The 14,187-nt window shown below is 67.7% G+C and carries 13 protein-coding genes and 1 riboswitch; of the genes, 7 read left to right on the forward strand and 6 right to left on the reverse strand.

Annotation, left to right across the window (positions count from 1 at the left end):
• Nucleotides 1-635: 635 nt before the first annotated feature.
• Together LDO27_RS00575 and LDO27_RS00580 are read left to right on the forward strand one after the other, a co-directional pair.
• Nucleotides 636-809: a hypothetical protein gene (locus tag LDO27_RS00575; RefSeq protein ID WP_224039007.1), complete on the forward strand. Its 174-nt coding sequence runs from the start codon at nucleotides 636-638 to the stop codon at nucleotides 807-809.
• A gap of 131 nt (nucleotides 810-940) precedes the next feature.
• Nucleotides 941-2,641: a phospholipase D family protein gene (locus LDO27_RS00580; protein ID WP_224039009.1), complete on the forward strand. Its 1,701-nt coding sequence runs from the start codon at nucleotides 941-943 to the stop codon at nucleotides 2,639-2,641.
• 136 nt (nucleotides 2,642-2,777) lie between these two features.
• Here the strand turns inward: LDO27_RS00580 and LDO27_RS00585 are convergent, their stop codons facing one another.
• The 4 genes from LDO27_RS00585 to LDO27_RS00600 form a co-directional block, all read right to left on the reverse strand.
• Complete coding sequence (locus LDO27_RS00585) at nucleotides 2,778-2,909, reverse strand: entericidin A/B family lipoprotein (protein ID WP_041680161.1); 132 nt, start codon at nucleotides 2,907-2,909, stop codon at nucleotides 2,778-2,780.
• Between the two features lie 118 nt (nucleotides 2,910-3,027).
• On the reverse strand, nucleotides 3,028-3,528 hold the full coding sequence (locus LDO27_RS00590; protein ID WP_224039011.1) for a DUF6644 family protein: 501 nt from the start codon (nucleotides 3,526-3,528) through the stop codon (nucleotides 3,028-3,030).
• A 42-nt stretch (nucleotides 3,529-3,570) separates the two neighbouring features.
• Nucleotides 3,571-3,933 (reverse strand): DUF6152 family protein, encoded by a 363-nt coding sequence (locus tag LDO27_RS00595; RefSeq protein ID WP_224039013.1) that lies wholly within the window; start codon nucleotides 3,931-3,933, stop codon nucleotides 3,571-3,573.
• A gap of 91 nt (nucleotides 3,934-4,024) precedes the next feature.
• Complete coding sequence (locus tag LDO27_RS00600) at nucleotides 4,025-5,338, reverse strand: hemolysin family protein (RefSeq protein ID WP_222205288.1); 1,314 nt, start codon at nucleotides 5,336-5,338, stop codon at nucleotides 4,025-4,027.
• Between the two features lie 140 nt (nucleotides 5,339-5,478).
• Here LDO27_RS00600 and LDO27_RS00605 point away from each other — a divergent pair, with 140 nt between their 5' ends.
• A complete protein-coding gene (locus LDO27_RS00605) occupies nucleotides 5,479-6,387 on the forward strand; it encodes a helix-turn-helix domain-containing protein (RefSeq protein WP_224039015.1) in 909 nt (302 codons plus the stop codon).
• On the opposite strand, the gene LDO27_RS00610 is transcribed toward LDO27_RS00605, so the two are convergent.
• A complete protein-coding gene (locus tag LDO27_RS00610; RefSeq protein ID WP_224039016.1) occupies nucleotides 6,375-6,989 on the reverse strand; it encodes an acyloxyacyl hydrolase in 615 nt (204 codons plus the stop codon). The genes LDO27_RS00605 and LDO27_RS00610 overlap by 13 nt on opposite strands.
• A 156-nt stretch (nucleotides 6,990-7,145) precedes the next feature.
• Nucleotides 7,146-7,307, forward strand: a riboswitch (FMN riboswitch).
• Between the two features lie 216 nt (nucleotides 7,308-7,523).
• Here LDO27_RS00610 and ribB point away from each other — a divergent pair.
• Both ribB and LDO27_RS00620 read left to right on the forward strand, forming a co-directional pair.
• On the forward strand, nucleotides 7,524-8,252 hold the full coding sequence (gene ribB, locus LDO27_RS00615; protein ID WP_222205296.1) for a 3,4-dihydroxy-2-butanone-4-phosphate synthase: 729 nt from the start codon (nucleotides 7,524-7,526) through the stop codon (nucleotides 8,250-8,252).
• Nucleotides 8,253-8,367: 115 nt separating this feature from the next.
• On the forward strand, nucleotides 8,368-9,015 hold the full coding sequence (locus tag LDO27_RS00620) for a surface-adhesin E family protein (RefSeq protein ID WP_224039018.1): 648 nt from the start codon (nucleotides 8,368-8,370) through the stop codon (nucleotides 9,013-9,015).
• Between the two features lie 42 nt (nucleotides 9,016-9,057).
• Here LDO27_RS00620 and LDO27_RS00625 read toward each other — a convergent pair whose 3' ends face one another.
• Nucleotides 9,058-9,459, reverse strand: a complete 402-nt coding sequence (locus tag LDO27_RS00625) for a hypothetical protein (RefSeq protein WP_224039019.1) — start codon at nucleotides 9,457-9,459, stop codon at nucleotides 9,058-9,060.
• Nucleotides 9,460-10,145: 686 nt separating this feature from the next.
• On the opposite strand from LDO27_RS00625, the gene LDO27_RS00630 reads away from it, so the two are divergent.
• Nucleotides 10,146-11,612 carry a glucan biosynthesis protein G gene (locus LDO27_RS00630; RefSeq protein WP_224039021.1) on the forward strand — a complete coding sequence of 489 codons (1,467 nt, stop codon included), beginning with the start codon at nucleotides 10,146-10,148 and terminating at the stop codon, nucleotides 11,610-11,612.
• Entirely contained in the window at nucleotides 11,585-14,140 is a 2,556-nt protein-coding gene (mdoH, locus tag LDO27_RS00635) for a glucans biosynthesis glucosyltransferase MdoH (RefSeq protein WP_224039023.1), read from the forward strand. Before LDO27_RS00630 ends, mdoH begins: the two co-directional genes overlap by 28 nt.
• Nucleotides 14,141-14,187: the final 47 nt, after the last annotated feature.

Below are 14,187 nucleotides of genomic sequence, written 5' to 3' on the forward strand. Positions count from 1 at the left end.
GAAACCTTTTCGCGACAGTAGTGCACCGCTCGCTCTGCGGGTGTAGTGCCCCATTCAAGTGTTCGATCACAGCGCCGTTAACTGGTTGTCCCACTGCGGCTTCTTGCATCGTCCCCAATGACTATCGGCTCCAGCGCTCGGCAATGGTCGGTGGCCGGTGTATCCGCCGGAATATTCTCACCTTGACGCCGACAAACGTTATGCACGCAAGAATAGCCGCCATAGTGCTTCTTCTAAGTTCCGCCTCGCTCGGGGGTTGTGCGGCCGGGGGTGGAGCGGGTGGCGCACCTGGTTTTTCATCGGAAGGGCGGTCGGCGGAGCGTCTGCTCGTTCAGGCTCCTGCGGGGTACGTGGTCGCGCACCAGGGGCAGTCACCCCGCGGCCGGATCGTAGAGTTTGTCCCCAACGGCCAAACGGTGGACAACTGGACCGATATGGTCACGGTGCAGGTGTTCCCACGCCAGAAGGCGAGCAGCCAAGAGTTTGCGACCCATATGCGAACGACCTGGCAGAAGACATGCGGCCCATTCTCCGTCCGCGACCAGTCCGCTCTACCCATCAACGGGTATCCCTCGAACCGGTGGTTGGCGACATGCGATCTGAATCCAAAGACGCGACAGCCCGAGAGTGCCGCTATGGTTTCCATCCGTGGTACGGAAGCGCTGTATGTCGTGCAGGTCGCGACGAAGGCGAAGCCGGAGCCAGACTGGACTGCCCGGACAAAGGCCTACCTCGACACGGTGTTGGTGTGCGACGCCGGCACGTCCGAGCATCCCTGCCCCCAACTGAAGCGGCACAACGAACGATGATGGCTGTGGTGGCCGATCGTTTTTCTGTGGCGGCAGGGGGCCGTATGCCATTCGGTACTGTCGGACAAATGCCGATTGCGTCGCCTCGGCCCGGCACCTAAGCTCCAGATATCTGGACTGATGGAGTCAGCATGGTGGCGCTTTTTGGGCTGGACGCGGCACGCCCCGCTCCGGCCTGGGGCTGGGGCGCGGCGGTATCCCCCCCAGGCTTGCGTGCCTGCTGGCTACGTGTTTTCGCCGCGCTGGTGCTGGCTCTGTCGGCCACCGCCTGTGCCAGCCTGCCTCAGGACGTGCCGCGCAAGCCGTCCACCGCGCTGTCCGACCCTGGCGCGACGCCGCTGGGCCGGCTTACGGCGCAGAGCGCGCCCGACCCGGCGCTGTCCGGTTTCCATCTTGTCGCCTCGGGCGAGGAGGCGTTCGGCACCCTGATGACGCTGGCCGACCGCGCCACTCGTACGCTGGACCTGCAGTACTACATCGTTGAAGCCGACGAGTCTTCCCGCGAGATTTTGCTGCGCGTGCGGGCCGCGGCCGAACGGGGCGTCCGGGTTCGCATGCTGGTCGACGACCTGCACAGCGACGGCAAGGATATCGGCTTCCTGCGCTTCGCCAAGCATCCCAATATCGAAGTCCGCCTGTTCAACCCGTTCCCCGCGGGGCGATTCTCGAAGGTCACGCGCATGCTGAGTTCCGCGGCGGACGTTCGCCGGGTGAACCGGCGCATGCACAACAAGGTCTTCATCGCTGACAACGCGCTGGCCATGACGGGCGGGCGGAACATCGGCAACGCGTATTTCCTGCGCGCGCCGGATACCAATTTCGTGGACCTGGACGTGATCGTGGCGGGGCCGGCGGTGCGCGAGCTCTCCGCGGCCTTCGACGAATACTGGAAGAGTCCTTTCGCGTTCCCGGTCGAGTCGCTGGCCAACCCGAACAACGCCCCGGCCAACCCGGGGGTGGGCGCCGCGGCGGCGTCTTCGCCTGCCGCGCAGGCCAACGCCAACGGGGAACAGGCGGTGCTGGACGAGGACGCGGAACGCAAGCGGCTGGAAGAGCGCGGCATGACCCCGCCCAAACGCATCGACCCGGGCGCCAGCTTCCTCGCCCGCCAGATCCGGAGCAACAAGCTGTCGCTGGAGTGGGCCAAGGCCAGCGTGCTGGTGGACGATCCCGCCAAGGTGTCGCCGCAGAAGACGCCCGACAGCGGCGACACGCTGGCCGACGAGCTCGCGCGGATGATCGCCAACGCCAAACAGGAGGTCATCATCATTTCGCCGTATTTCGTGCCGGGCAAGGAAGGACTGAAGCTGTTGTCCGACCTCGCCGCACGCGGCGTGAAGATCCGGGTGCTGACCAATTCGCTGGCGGCCACCGATGCGCCCATTGTCCACGTCGGCTACAAGCGCTACCGGACCGATCTGCTGAAGGCCGGCGTGGAATTGCACGAGCTCAAATCGCGGCTGAACCGGCCGCAGAAGGCGGTCGGCGACTTCAAGTCTTCGCAGGCGAGCCTGCACGTCAAGGCGGCGGTGGTGGATCGCAGCAATCTGTTCGTCGGCTCGATGAACTTCGATCCGCGCTCGGTCACCCAGAACACCGAGACCGGCATCATCGTGCGCAATGCGCGGCTCGCGGGGCAGGTCGAGCAGCTCTTCAGCGGATCGGTCGGGGAGAACAGCTATCTGCTGCGCCTGTCGGACCAGGGCAAGCTGCAATGGGTGGATGGCGAGGGCGACAAGGCGGTGGTGCACGACATCGAGCCCGATACAACCTGGTCGCAGCGCTTCTGGCTTAACGTGCTGTCGCCGTTCACGCCCGAGGAACTGCTGTAGCCGAGGCACAAAGACAACGCCGGGCAGCGCTTGCACGCTGACCGGCGTCGTTTGATGCTGGAACGCTCCCCTGTGGCGGCATGCCTGCCGCCCTGCTTGGTCTTGTCTGCTGTCTGTCGGTCTGCCGACGACTCGATTACTTGTGGCGATCCGCGGCGCCTTCCAGCTTCTGGCCACCTCGCTGGATATCCTGACCCAGTCCGGCCATGGTGTTGCAGCCGGCCAGCAGCGTGGCAAACAGAACGCACCAGATCCATCCTTTTTTCACAACGGACTCCTTTCGCTGAGTTCAAAAAACTGGCGCAATTCTACCGTTACTTTTTGCCTTGCCGGTGCCCGCGCGAAGGGGGCGATGTGCCATTTTGTAACGCCCGGTTGTCGGGCGGCTACACGTAGGCGATCAGGCGGCCGGCGCAGATGACGAGGGTCCAGGTCAGCAGCGACAGCAGCGCGCAGGCGCGCGTGATGGCGGGCGGGGCGGCATCGACGTTCCAGCTTCGGCCCGGGGCGTCGAGCGTGCGGTACGGACGGACATGGAAATAGAGGGCGTTGGCCAGGCCAAGCGCGATCAACGCCAGCTTGACCAGGAAGGCGCGGTTGGTTGCCAGTTCGTCGGCATGCGCCAGGAACAGCAGCACGCCGCTGGCGACGATGGCGACAAAGGCGCCGATGGTCCACGGCAGCACGTGGCGCAGCAGCGTGGTGACCGGCAGGGCGCGGGCCGCGCCCGCCAGCCGCAGGTCGACCACCGCGATGGTGCCGAACAGCAAGGCCATGCCGGTCAGGTGCACGATTTCGATGGCGGGGTAGGCCCAGGCGGAAGTGCGCAGCGCCGCCGATATCGGCAGCGCTGCCATCTGTGCCCCGAAGTCGGCGAGCGTCGTCACGAAGGCGGATGCGCGGGCGGCGTTCGCGGCCGGCGAACCGGCTCAGCGCAGCTCGACGGTCTGCCCGTCGAGCTTGATGCGTTCCACGCGCATTTCGTTCGCGTCTTCCTTGCTGGGATAGCCGACCAGCGTGACCTCGCGTCCGACCGCGACCTTTTCCTGCGTGGCGCCGCGCGCCTGCATGCGGGAAATCGGCGCGAGGATCGCGAACCAGCGCTTGCCGCCGGCTTCGACGCGGATGGTGGCGTGGGGATTTTCGTAGCGGCTCTCGACCACCTTGCCGGTGACCTCGACCGGCTTGCTGTCGTCGTAGCTGGACCAGCCGTGGTGGGCGCTGGCGGGGCCGGCGAGGGCGGCCAGCGACAGGGCGGCGGTCAGGGCGGCGGTGCGGAAGGGGAGGGACATGGCGGATCTCCGGGCGGCGGCGAAACGGGAATGCCAGTATAGCCGCGGGTCTCCGCCCGGTGGTGACGGCGGCGCGTCGGCGCCGCCGCGCTCAGCCGGTGGTATCCGGCTCCGGGCCGTCCTCGGTCGGCAGCGGGGCCGCCAGCACCTTGTCGATGCGCTTGCCGTCCATGTCGATGATCTCGAACTTCCAGCCGCCCCAGCTCACGGCGTCGGCCGTCTGCGGCAGGCGCCCCAGCAGCAGCAACAGCATGCCGGACAGCGTGTGGTAACGCTCCTTGTCTTCCTCGGGCACCATGCGCAGGCCGATGCGGTCCTTCAGCTCGGGAATCGGGATCAGGCCGTCGAGCAGCCACGAGCCGTCGTCGCGCTGCACCGCCCACTCGTCGCCGGCGATGTCCGGCTTGAACTCGCCGGTAATGGCCTCGATCAGGTCCTGCAGCGTCACGATGCCGAGCACCTCGCCGTACTCGTCGATGACGAAGGCCATCTGTCCGCCCGAGGAGCGGAAGTTCTCCAGCAGCTCCATGCCGGTGACGCTCTCCGGCACGTAGACCGGGGTCTGCATCACGCCGGCCAGGTCGGGGTCCTCGCCGCGCAGCTTGCGCGCCAGCAACTGCCGGGCGCTGACCACGCCGAGCACATCGTGCATGCCGCCGCGCACCACCGGGAAGCGCGAGTGGTCCGATTCCTCGATCCGGCGCAGGTTGTCTTCCAGCGGCAGGTCCAGGTCCAGGCAGACGACATCCCCGCGCGGCACCATCAGCGAGGTGAGCTGGCGGTCGTCGAGGCGGAACACGTTGCGCACCATGGTGTGCTCGTGCCGCTCGATCACGCCGGCTTCCGAGCCCTCCACCAGCAGGGCATGGATTTCCTCTTCGGTGACGACCGGGCCGGCGCCCGACTTCACGCCGAGCAGCCGCAGGACCAGCCGCGTGGAGCCGGACAGCAGCTTGACGAACGGTTTGGAGGCGATGGCCAGCCAGGCCAGGGGCCGGGCCACCAGGCGCGCGATGACTTCGGGCGCGAGCTGGCCGAGCCGCTTGGGCACCAGTTCGCCAAGCACGATGGAGAAATAGGTCAGGCCCGCCACCACGATGGCGGTAGCCACATAGCCGGCGGTAGGCTGCTGCATGCCCAGGCCCTGCAGCCACAGGCCGAGCGGCTGCGCCAGCGTGGCTTCGCCGACCACGCCGTTGAGCACGCCGATCGAGGTAATGCCGATCTGCACGGTGGACAGGAAGCGCGTGGGATCCTCGCCCAGCTCGATCGCGGCGATCGCGCCGCGGTCGCCTTCCTCGACATATTTCTGCAGCCGGGCTCTGCGAGCCGTCACCAGGGCGATCTCGGACATGGCGAACACGCCGTTCAACAAGATCAGCGCCAGCAGTATGGCTATTTCCATCAGGCAGCGCGCCCTATGCGCGCAGGAGTTGTACGGGCCCAAAGCATAACATCGGCGTCAGGCGGGGCCGGCGCCCGGAAGCGGTGGCGATTACCTGAAAGGTCATCGCGGCGCTGCGGCCGTCGTGCTGTAATCACGGCATGGACACCCTGACCCCCGGCTCCGAAACCGCCGTCGACTTCCCCGGCCTGCTGCGCTACTGGCGCGGCAAGCGCGGTTACAGCCAGCTCGCCCTGTCGCTCGCGGCGGGCGTCTCCCAACGGCATATCAGCTTCCTCGAATCCGGCCGCGCCCGGCCCAGCCGCGAGATGATCCTCGCGCTGGCCGACCGGCTCGGCGTGCCGCTGCGCCAGCGCAACCGGCTGCTGCTCGCGGCCGGCTTCGCGCCCGCCTACAGCGAGCATGGCCTGGGCGAGCCGCCGCTGGAGATGGTGCGGCACGCCATCTCGCTGATCCTGGCCAAGCAGGAGCCGTACCCGGCCGTGGTGCTGGACCGCTTCTGGAACATGATCGAGGGTAACGACGCCTACCGGCGCATGCTGGACGTACTGCTCGATGGGCATCCGCCGGCGATGCTGCACATGCCCGGCGCCGGCGAACGCATCAACCTGATGCTGTCGGTGTTCGATCCCGAGGGCTTGTGGTCCCGTATCGTCAATGCCAGGCAGGTCGGGCGCTACCTGCTGCGACGGGTCTGGCAGGAACTGCAGGCGCAGGCGCACGACCAGACCGCGCGCCAGATCTTCGCCCGCATCGCCCAGTGGCATCCCGACATGCTTGGGCCGGCCGGCACGCCGAGGATGGACGACGAGGCCGCCGAAGGTCCGTTGCCGCCGGTACTGCCGGTCGCGCTCGATGCGCCGGGCTTCCGCGCGTCGCTGTTCTCCACGCTGACCACGCTGGGTAACGCGCACGACGTCACGCTGCAGGAGCTGCGCATCGAGTGCTTCTTCCCGGCCGACGATGCCTCCCGCGAAGCGATGGAAGCGCTCGCCGGCGGCGCGGCCCAGGCACGGCAGCATGATAGGCGCGCGGCTCAGAAGCGGTAGCGCAGATAGACGGTGTGGAAGTCCGTGCCGGGATTCGGGGTCTTGATGCCGGCATTGGAGATGTGCTGGTAGCGGTAGCCCGCGGCGAAGCGCTGGTCGCGCCCGTAGGCCACGCCGATGCCCGCCATGTCGGAGAACTGGAAGGCGGTGGAGTACGTATGGTCGTCGGAGGTGCGCGTATCGGTGAGCAACCGCACGCCGATCGACAGCTCCAGGAATGGGACCCAGTTGTGGCGCTGCCAGGCCAGGCGGAAGATCGGTGAGAGGCCGAATTCCCACGGGTTGCGCGGGTTGTTGTCGCTGGTGCTGCGCCAGCGGGCGACGTTGGCCTCCCAGTTCAGGCCCAGCCGGAAACCGTCCGGGTTGCCCCAGCCGAAGCCGGAGTCCCAGGCCAGCGCCAGCTCCACCTTCTCGATGTCGTGCTTGCTGTCGACCGCGTAGCCGAGCTGGACCGAGGGGTCGGCATGCGCGGCGGCCGCCGTGAGCAGTGCGGCGGCGAGTCCCGCCCGGCAGGCCAGCCGCCGGCGGCTCGGGTGGCGCAGCGACGCGGTCGCGGGCAGGCGGAAGAAGGGCGCGGGAAGGCGGGGCGGGCACGGGATCATGGCTGTCGGCGTGTGTGGAAAACGGTCGGCAGGCCCGCGTGGCGCGTCCCGCATGTTCCGTCTAGTTGTAGTACACGCGCGAATCGAACGCATATCGCCGTGATAACATTCCGCCGCCGAGGGGGCGGGCCGCCCGGTCCGTCCCGTCGGCAGTCGTCACGTCTTCAGGGCGGGGTGAAAGTCCCCACCGGCGGTATGCCGCGCGCCATTGGCGCGCGACGAGCCCGCGAGCGCCCGTGCCGCAGCAGCGGTGCGGGGTCAGCAGATCTGGTGAGATGCCAGGGCCGACGGTCATAGTCCGGATGAAAGAAGATGGGCGGTGCTTGCCGTCGTTCGCCTGGCCGGCGAGCCATCCTCGCGATGGCTCGCGCCGGGGCGCGCGTGTCCGCGGCCGATCGGTCCGCGCCATGCCATCGCGCCTCGCCCGGCAGCGTCGTGCCTTCGTGCGGGCCATCGGTCCGTACGTCCGGCATGCCGTCGCGCAACTCCGCTGATCCCCTGAAACGCCCAATCATCTGTTTCAAGGAGCGTTTCATGCTGTCCAATCTGTCCCCGCTGTCCGCGATCTCCCCGTCGCTGCTGTCCGAGTCGCCGGCCGGCGCCCTCGAGGCCGTCGTGCCCGAGGCCGATGCCCGTCCGCTGGAAGTCCGTATCGCGCAGGCGCTCGACGCCATGCGCGAAGGCCGCCCCGTCGTGCTGATGGACGACGACGATCGGGAAAACGAAGCCGACCTGATTCTCGCCGCCGAGCGCCTGACGCAGGCGAACATGGCCATGCTGATCCGCGAATGCAGCGGCATCGTGTGCCTGTGCCTGACCCGCGACAAGGTCGCACGGCTCGGCCTGCGTCCGATGGTCGAGAACAACCGCAGCCGCCACGGCACCGCCTTCACGGTCTCCATCGAGGCCGGCACGGGCGTGAGCACCGGCGTCAGCGCGGCCGACCGCATCACCACCATCCGGGCCGCGATCGCCGACGACGCCGGTCCCGACGCCGTGGTCAGCCCCGGCCATGTGTTCCCGCTCGTGGCCGCCGAGGGCGGCGTGCTGGCGCGGCGCGGCCATACCGAAGGTTCGGTGGAGCTGGCGCGGATGGCGGGCCTGGCGCCGGCCGCCGTGCTGTGCGAGCTGATGAATCCGGATGGCACCATGGCAAGGCGGCCGGAGGCGCTGGCGTTCGCGCATATGTATGGGCTGCCGGTACTGACCATCGCTGATCTTGTCGCGTGGCGCGAGCTGGAGGGCGCGGCGCTGCGCGCGTGAGGGGAAAAGCGCAGAAAAAGCGGGGAATGGCGGCTAAAAGGGCGGTCCAAGGGTGTCGCCGCGTGAACGCGTATGCGACAATGCGGCTGGTTTTGCCCGTCTCGCCTGTTCCGCCATGCCGTTCTCCGCCGCTTTGCCCGCCGTCTTTCCCGCCATTCGTTCCACTGTCTCTCCCATCGCTCCCCGTGCAGCCTCTGCGGCATGGCGCGCGCGCGTCGCCCGCAGGGCCTTCGTCGCGCTGGTCGGCGCGGCGGCCTGCGCACCGCTGCAGGCCGAAACCGCCGCGGAGCCGGGCATCCGTCCCGCCGGAGCGGCCGCCGCGCTGTACGAATGCCAGGGCAGCAACGGCGGCATCGTCTTCCGGGCCTCGCCGCGCGAGGGATGCACGGCCGTCGCCGGGGGCGACCCCGCCACGCTGGACCCGCAGCGTTGGGTGCCGCTGATGGGAGCCAACGGCCTGATTTCCTATCTCGATCAACGCTCGGTGCGACGCTGGGGCAGCGAAGTCGGCGTGGTGCTGATGCGCAACGCCCCGTCGGGCGCGATCCGGACCGCCTCGGGCGAGCCGATCCGTTCCTCGCTGCGCCGCATGGTGCTCAACTGCGCCACGTCGATGTACACCTTGGTCGAGCAGACGCTGTTTCCCCGCCGCTTCGCGCGCGGGGAGGCGCTCTATACCATCCGTGCGTCGCACCGCGGCATGCCGCAGCCGGCCGCCTCAGGCACGGTGCCGGGCGAACTGCTGACGCGCTTCTGCCGCTGAGCGCCGGCCGCCACGGCGCGGCCTATCCCGGCGCCCCGCGCGCTAGTCGCCGACGCGGCGCGACTTCCATTGGCCATTGGCCTGCTTGCAGAACCAGCCGGTCCAGCGTTCCTCGCTGGTGCCGCGCCTGAGTTCGGTCGTCATCCTGCGGCAAGGCTGTCCCTGATCCGTTCTGCTTTCCAGCGCCTTGATGGTGGCATGCACGGGCTCGCGCCGGCCCTGAGCGGGCGAAGTCCATTCCATCGTGTCGCCATCGGCCGTGCTTGCCAGCGCCTTGCCGGCCGCCTGCGAGAACGACTTGGCTTCGGCCTGGGTCATCGAGCCGACGACGGTATTGCTCATGTAGTTCTGCAGGTAGGCGTGTGCCGGGGCGCTGGCGAGAACGAGGGCGCCGGCTAGCGTGGCGGCAAGGCGAGCGGGTCGAACGGCGGGGCGAAACGGCATGGGAACTCCTGTGCTGATCGGGATGACGAGGACGCCCCCGCGGGTGGGGCGGGGGCGAGGCGAACTACGCGCTCGATTGTAGACATGTCGGGTAATGGGCGGTATTGGGCGCGGCGCCATGCGAACTGCACGGCACGGATTACCGGCTTGCGATTTGTCGCCTTGCGCACATGGCGCGCGAAGTCCATATTTATTCACATCCCCCATTTGTGGGGATACCGGCCTTTCCGCGCGCCGATTATCTGCGGCGCGTAGGGAAAGGTAAGTGTCCCAATCGGCGGAATCGGCCATGGAGGCGGCTTTGCGGCAACATGGGTTTCATTTTGTTGCAAAGCTTGCGTGACCGAAACGTGACTTTTCCTGTCTGAATTGTTAAGGTTTTGTCCCGCATTGCAGCATTTACGACATATGCGGATATCACCGCGCGCCCCGATTCGGGGCGACTTGTTTTTTTTGCACGGGGCGGGTCCCGCGTCGCCATGACGCGGCGGACCTATTAGCCGATCCGCACCGTCGCGCATCCGTATTTCCACGGCCTTTCCATTTTGATGAGCCATTAACACACGGCCTTTATGACCGACTTCGTTACATCCTTGTGTCCATCCCCTCCGATCCGTGGCGGCCGCCGGCCGCAGCGCCTGCGCGGCGCGGCAATCGCGAGGTGGCTGTGCGGCGGGGTGCTGGCCATGGCTACGGTCGCCGCCCACGCGTTCAGCTTCGATACGGTCGCCGCCAAGGCGCGGCAGCTGGCCAACGCCCCCTACAAGGCGCCGGCCCAGAACCTGCCCACCGAACTGCGCGAGCTGTCCTACGAACGCTATCGCGAGATCCAGTTCAAGCCCGAGCGCTACCAGTGGCGCGGCGCCAAGCTGCCGTTCGAGCTGTCCTTCTTCCACCAGGGCATGGTCTTCGACCAGCCGGTGCGCATCCATGAAGTGGTGGGCAACAGCGTGCGCGAGATCCGCTTCGATCCCGCAAGCTTCAACTATGGTCCCCACAAGGTAGACCCGGCCAAGCTCAAGGGCCTGGGCTTCGCGGGCTTCCGCGTGCTGCACCCGGTCAACGGCAAGAAAAAGGACGAGGTGGTGTCGTTCGTCGGCGCGAGCTACTTCCGCGGCGTCGGCAAGGATCAGTGGTACGGGCTGTCCGCCCGTGGCCTGGCGGTCGATACCGCGCTCAACTCCGGCGAGGAGTTTCCGCGTTTCGTCGAATACTGGATCGACCGTCCGGCGTCCAACGACAAGCAGCTGGTGATCTACGCGCTGATGGACTCGCGCCGCATGAGCGGTGCCTACCGCTTCGTGATCAAGCCGGGCAACGATACCGAGATGGAGGTCAAGTCGCGGCTGTACCTGCGCGAGAACGTGACCAAGCTCGGACTGGCGCCGCTCACCAGCATGTATCTGTTCGGGGAGAACCAGCCCTCGCCGGTGCCCGACTATCGACCGGAGGTCCATGACTCCGATGGCCTGTCTGTCCAGCTGGGCACCGGTGAATGGATCTGGCGTCCGCTGGTCAATCCCAAGCGCTTGCTCGTGACCTCGTTTGCCGCCACCAATCCGCAAGGCTTCGGGCTGATGCAGCGCGACCGGCAGTTCAACAACTACCAGGAGATCGGCGAGTGGTACGAGCGCCGTCCGAGCGGCTGGGTCGAACCGAAGGGCAACTGGGGTTCGGGCCGCGTCGAGCTGGTGATGATCCCGACGCCGGACGAGACCAACGACAACATCGTGGCGTACTGGGTGCCGGACAACCCGCCCAAGCCCAAGCAGCCGTTCGACCTGGAATATCGCTTGCTTTGGCAGAAGAACGGCGAAAAGTTTCCGCCGCTGTCGTGGGTCGTGCAGACCCGCCGCGGCCAGGGCCTGACGCGCAACAAGGATGACAACAGCTTCTCGCTGATGGTCGACTTCGAAGGGCCGGCATTCAAGAAGCTGCCCGCCGACGTGCGCCTGGAGCCGGTAATTTCTGCCGACAGCAACGCGGAAGTGCTCAGGACCTGGGTGCGCCCGAACGAGACGACGGGTGGATGGCGCATGACGATGTTCCTGCGCCGCAAGGACGACAACAAGCCGGTTGAGTTGCGCGGCTATCTTCGCAACGCCAATACAACCCTGACCGAGACGTGGAGCTACATCTTACCCCCAGGCTAAAGCAGCGTTCGGCCCCGGCGGCGGCATGCGAGCGCTATGTCGATCGCCTGCCGCTCGCACCGGATCAGCGCCGGGAACTGCTTGACGACACCGCCATCCGCAACGGGGCGAACGACCCCGAAGCGGCCCTTCACACGCTGCAGCGCCGGCTCGCCGGCCCGCCGGCGGGTCCGACCCCCGCGGGTCCGGCCTACGCCTCGGTCGAGCGCCGGCTGGAGCTCGCCTATGGCGACCCCAAGGCCGGCGGCGAACCGCTGATCGAGCGCCGCCCCGACGGGACGGTGCATATCGACACCGGCCCCGAGCCGCGGCGCGCCTCGATGGTGCCGCGCCCCTGGCCGCCGCATGTGGTCAGCGGCTTCGTGCGCAACCTGTTCCGCCGCATGTTCGGCAGGCCGCCGGTCCCGGAGACCTGGGACACGCTGCACGACGGGCCCGATGCCGAGGGCAAGTGGCATCCGGCCGGCTCGCACCGGCGCTGGGTGCTGCTCGCGCTGGTGGTGTTGCAGACCGCGCTCGCCACGTATTTCATGACCACGGTGCTGCCCTACAAGGGACGCGATCCGCTGGAGATGGTGACGGCGGGCCTGTTCGCGGTGCTGTTCTCCTGGGTGTCGGCCGGCTTCTGGACCGCCATGATGGGCTTCCTGGTACTGGCCAAGGGCGGCGACCGCCATCTGATCTCGCGTTCGGCGACGGGCACCGAACCGATCGCCGAAGAGGCGCGCACCGCGGTGATCATGCCGATCGCCAACGAGGACGTGACCCGCGTGTTCGCCGGCCTGCGCGCGACCTACGAATCGCTGGAGCGCACCGGCGAGCTGCCGCACTTCGACTTCTTCGTGCTCTCCGACAGCGGCAATGCGGATCTGCGCACGGCGGAGACCGATGCCTGGATGGAGACGTGCCGCGCGGTCAACGGCTTCGGCCGCATCTTCTACCGCTGGCGCCGCCATCGCGTCAAGCGCAAGACCGGCAACGTCGCGGACTTCTGCCGCCGCTGGGGCAGCAAGTATCGCTATATGGTGGTGCTCGATGCGGACAGCGTGATGAGCGGCGATTGCCTGGCCACGCTGGTGCGGCTGATGGAGGCCAATCCCGGCGCCGGCATCATCCAGACCGCGCCGCTCGCGGTGGGCCGCGAGACCATGTACGCACGGGTGCAGCAGTTCGCCACGCGCGTCTATGGGCCGCTGTTTACGGCGGGCCTGCACTACTGGCAGCTCGGCGAGTCGCACTACTGGGGCCACAACGCGATCATCCGCATCAAGCCCTTCATGGAGCACTGCGCGCTGGCGCCGCTACCCGGCAAGGGGCCGCTCGCGGGCGAGATCCTGTCGCACGACTTCGTCGAGGCGGCGCTGATGCGGCGCGCGGGCTGGGGGGTGTGGATCGCCTACGATCTGCCGGGCTCCTTCGAGGAGCTGCCGCCGAACCTGCTCGACGAGGTCAAGCGCGATCGCCGCTGGTGCCAGGGCAACCTGATGAACTTCCGGCTGTGGATGAAGCAGGGCTTCCACATGGTGCACCGCGCGGTGTTCGTGACTGGCGTGATGGCCTACCTGTCGGCGCCGCTGTGGTTCCTGTTCCTGGTGCTGTCGACGGCGATGCTGGCCAAGCATGCGCTGGTGCCGCCCGAGTATTTCTCGCAGCCGTACCAGCTCTATCCGACCTGGCCGGAGTGGCATCCCGAGAAGGCACTGGCGCTGTTCTCGGCCACGGCTACGCTGCTGTTCCTGCCCAAGGTCGCCAGCGTGCTGCTGCTGCTCAAGGATGCACGGGCCTACGGCGGCGCGGTGCGGCTGGTGCTGTCGATGCTGATCGAGGTGGTCATCTCCGCGCTGCTCGCGCCGGTCCGCATGCTGTTCCACACCAAGTTCGTGGTGGCGGCGTACGTGGGCTGGGGCATCACGTGGAAGTCGCCGCCGCGCGAGGACGCGGAAACCACCTGGGGCGAGGCGTTCCGCCGCCACGGCTGGCATACCGTGCTGGGTCTGGCCTGGGGCGCGCTGGTGTACTGGCTCGATCCGTCCTTCGTCTGGTGGCTGCTGCCCATCGTCGGCGCGCTGGCGCTGTCGATCCCGCTGTCCGTCTGGCTGTCGCGCGTCAGCCCGGGCCGCGCGTTGCGCCGCGCCAACCTGTTCGTGATTCCCGAGGAAGCGATGCCGCCGCGCGAGATGCTCGACACGCAGAAGCATGTGGCCGAGAGCGCCGAGCCGCCCGGGTTTGTCGACGCCGTAGTCGATCCGGTCACCAATGCGCTGATGTGCGCGACCGCATCGTCGCGTGTGGTGCAGCCCGCCTCCACGCAGCGCCAGCATGCCGCGCTGGTGCAGCAGGCGCTGACCGCGGGCCCGGAGGCGCTGAGCGCGCAACAGAAGCTGACGCTGCTGAACGATCCGTTCGCGCTGGCGCAACTGCATGAAGCGGTATGGGGTTCGCCGCTGGCCGACGACGGCTGGAAGGCGACGCGGGCCCTGTTGCGGCGCGCGCCCAACGTGGTGCCGCTGCGGCCACGCACCGCCTGAAACGCAAACGGGCCGCGTCCATGACGCGGCCCGTTTTCTATTGGAGC

It is taken from the genome of Cupriavidus respiraculi (assembly GCF_914271545.1).
Classification (GTDB): Bacteria; Pseudomonadota; Gammaproteobacteria; order Burkholderiales; family Burkholderiaceae; genus Cupriavidus; species Cupriavidus respiraculi.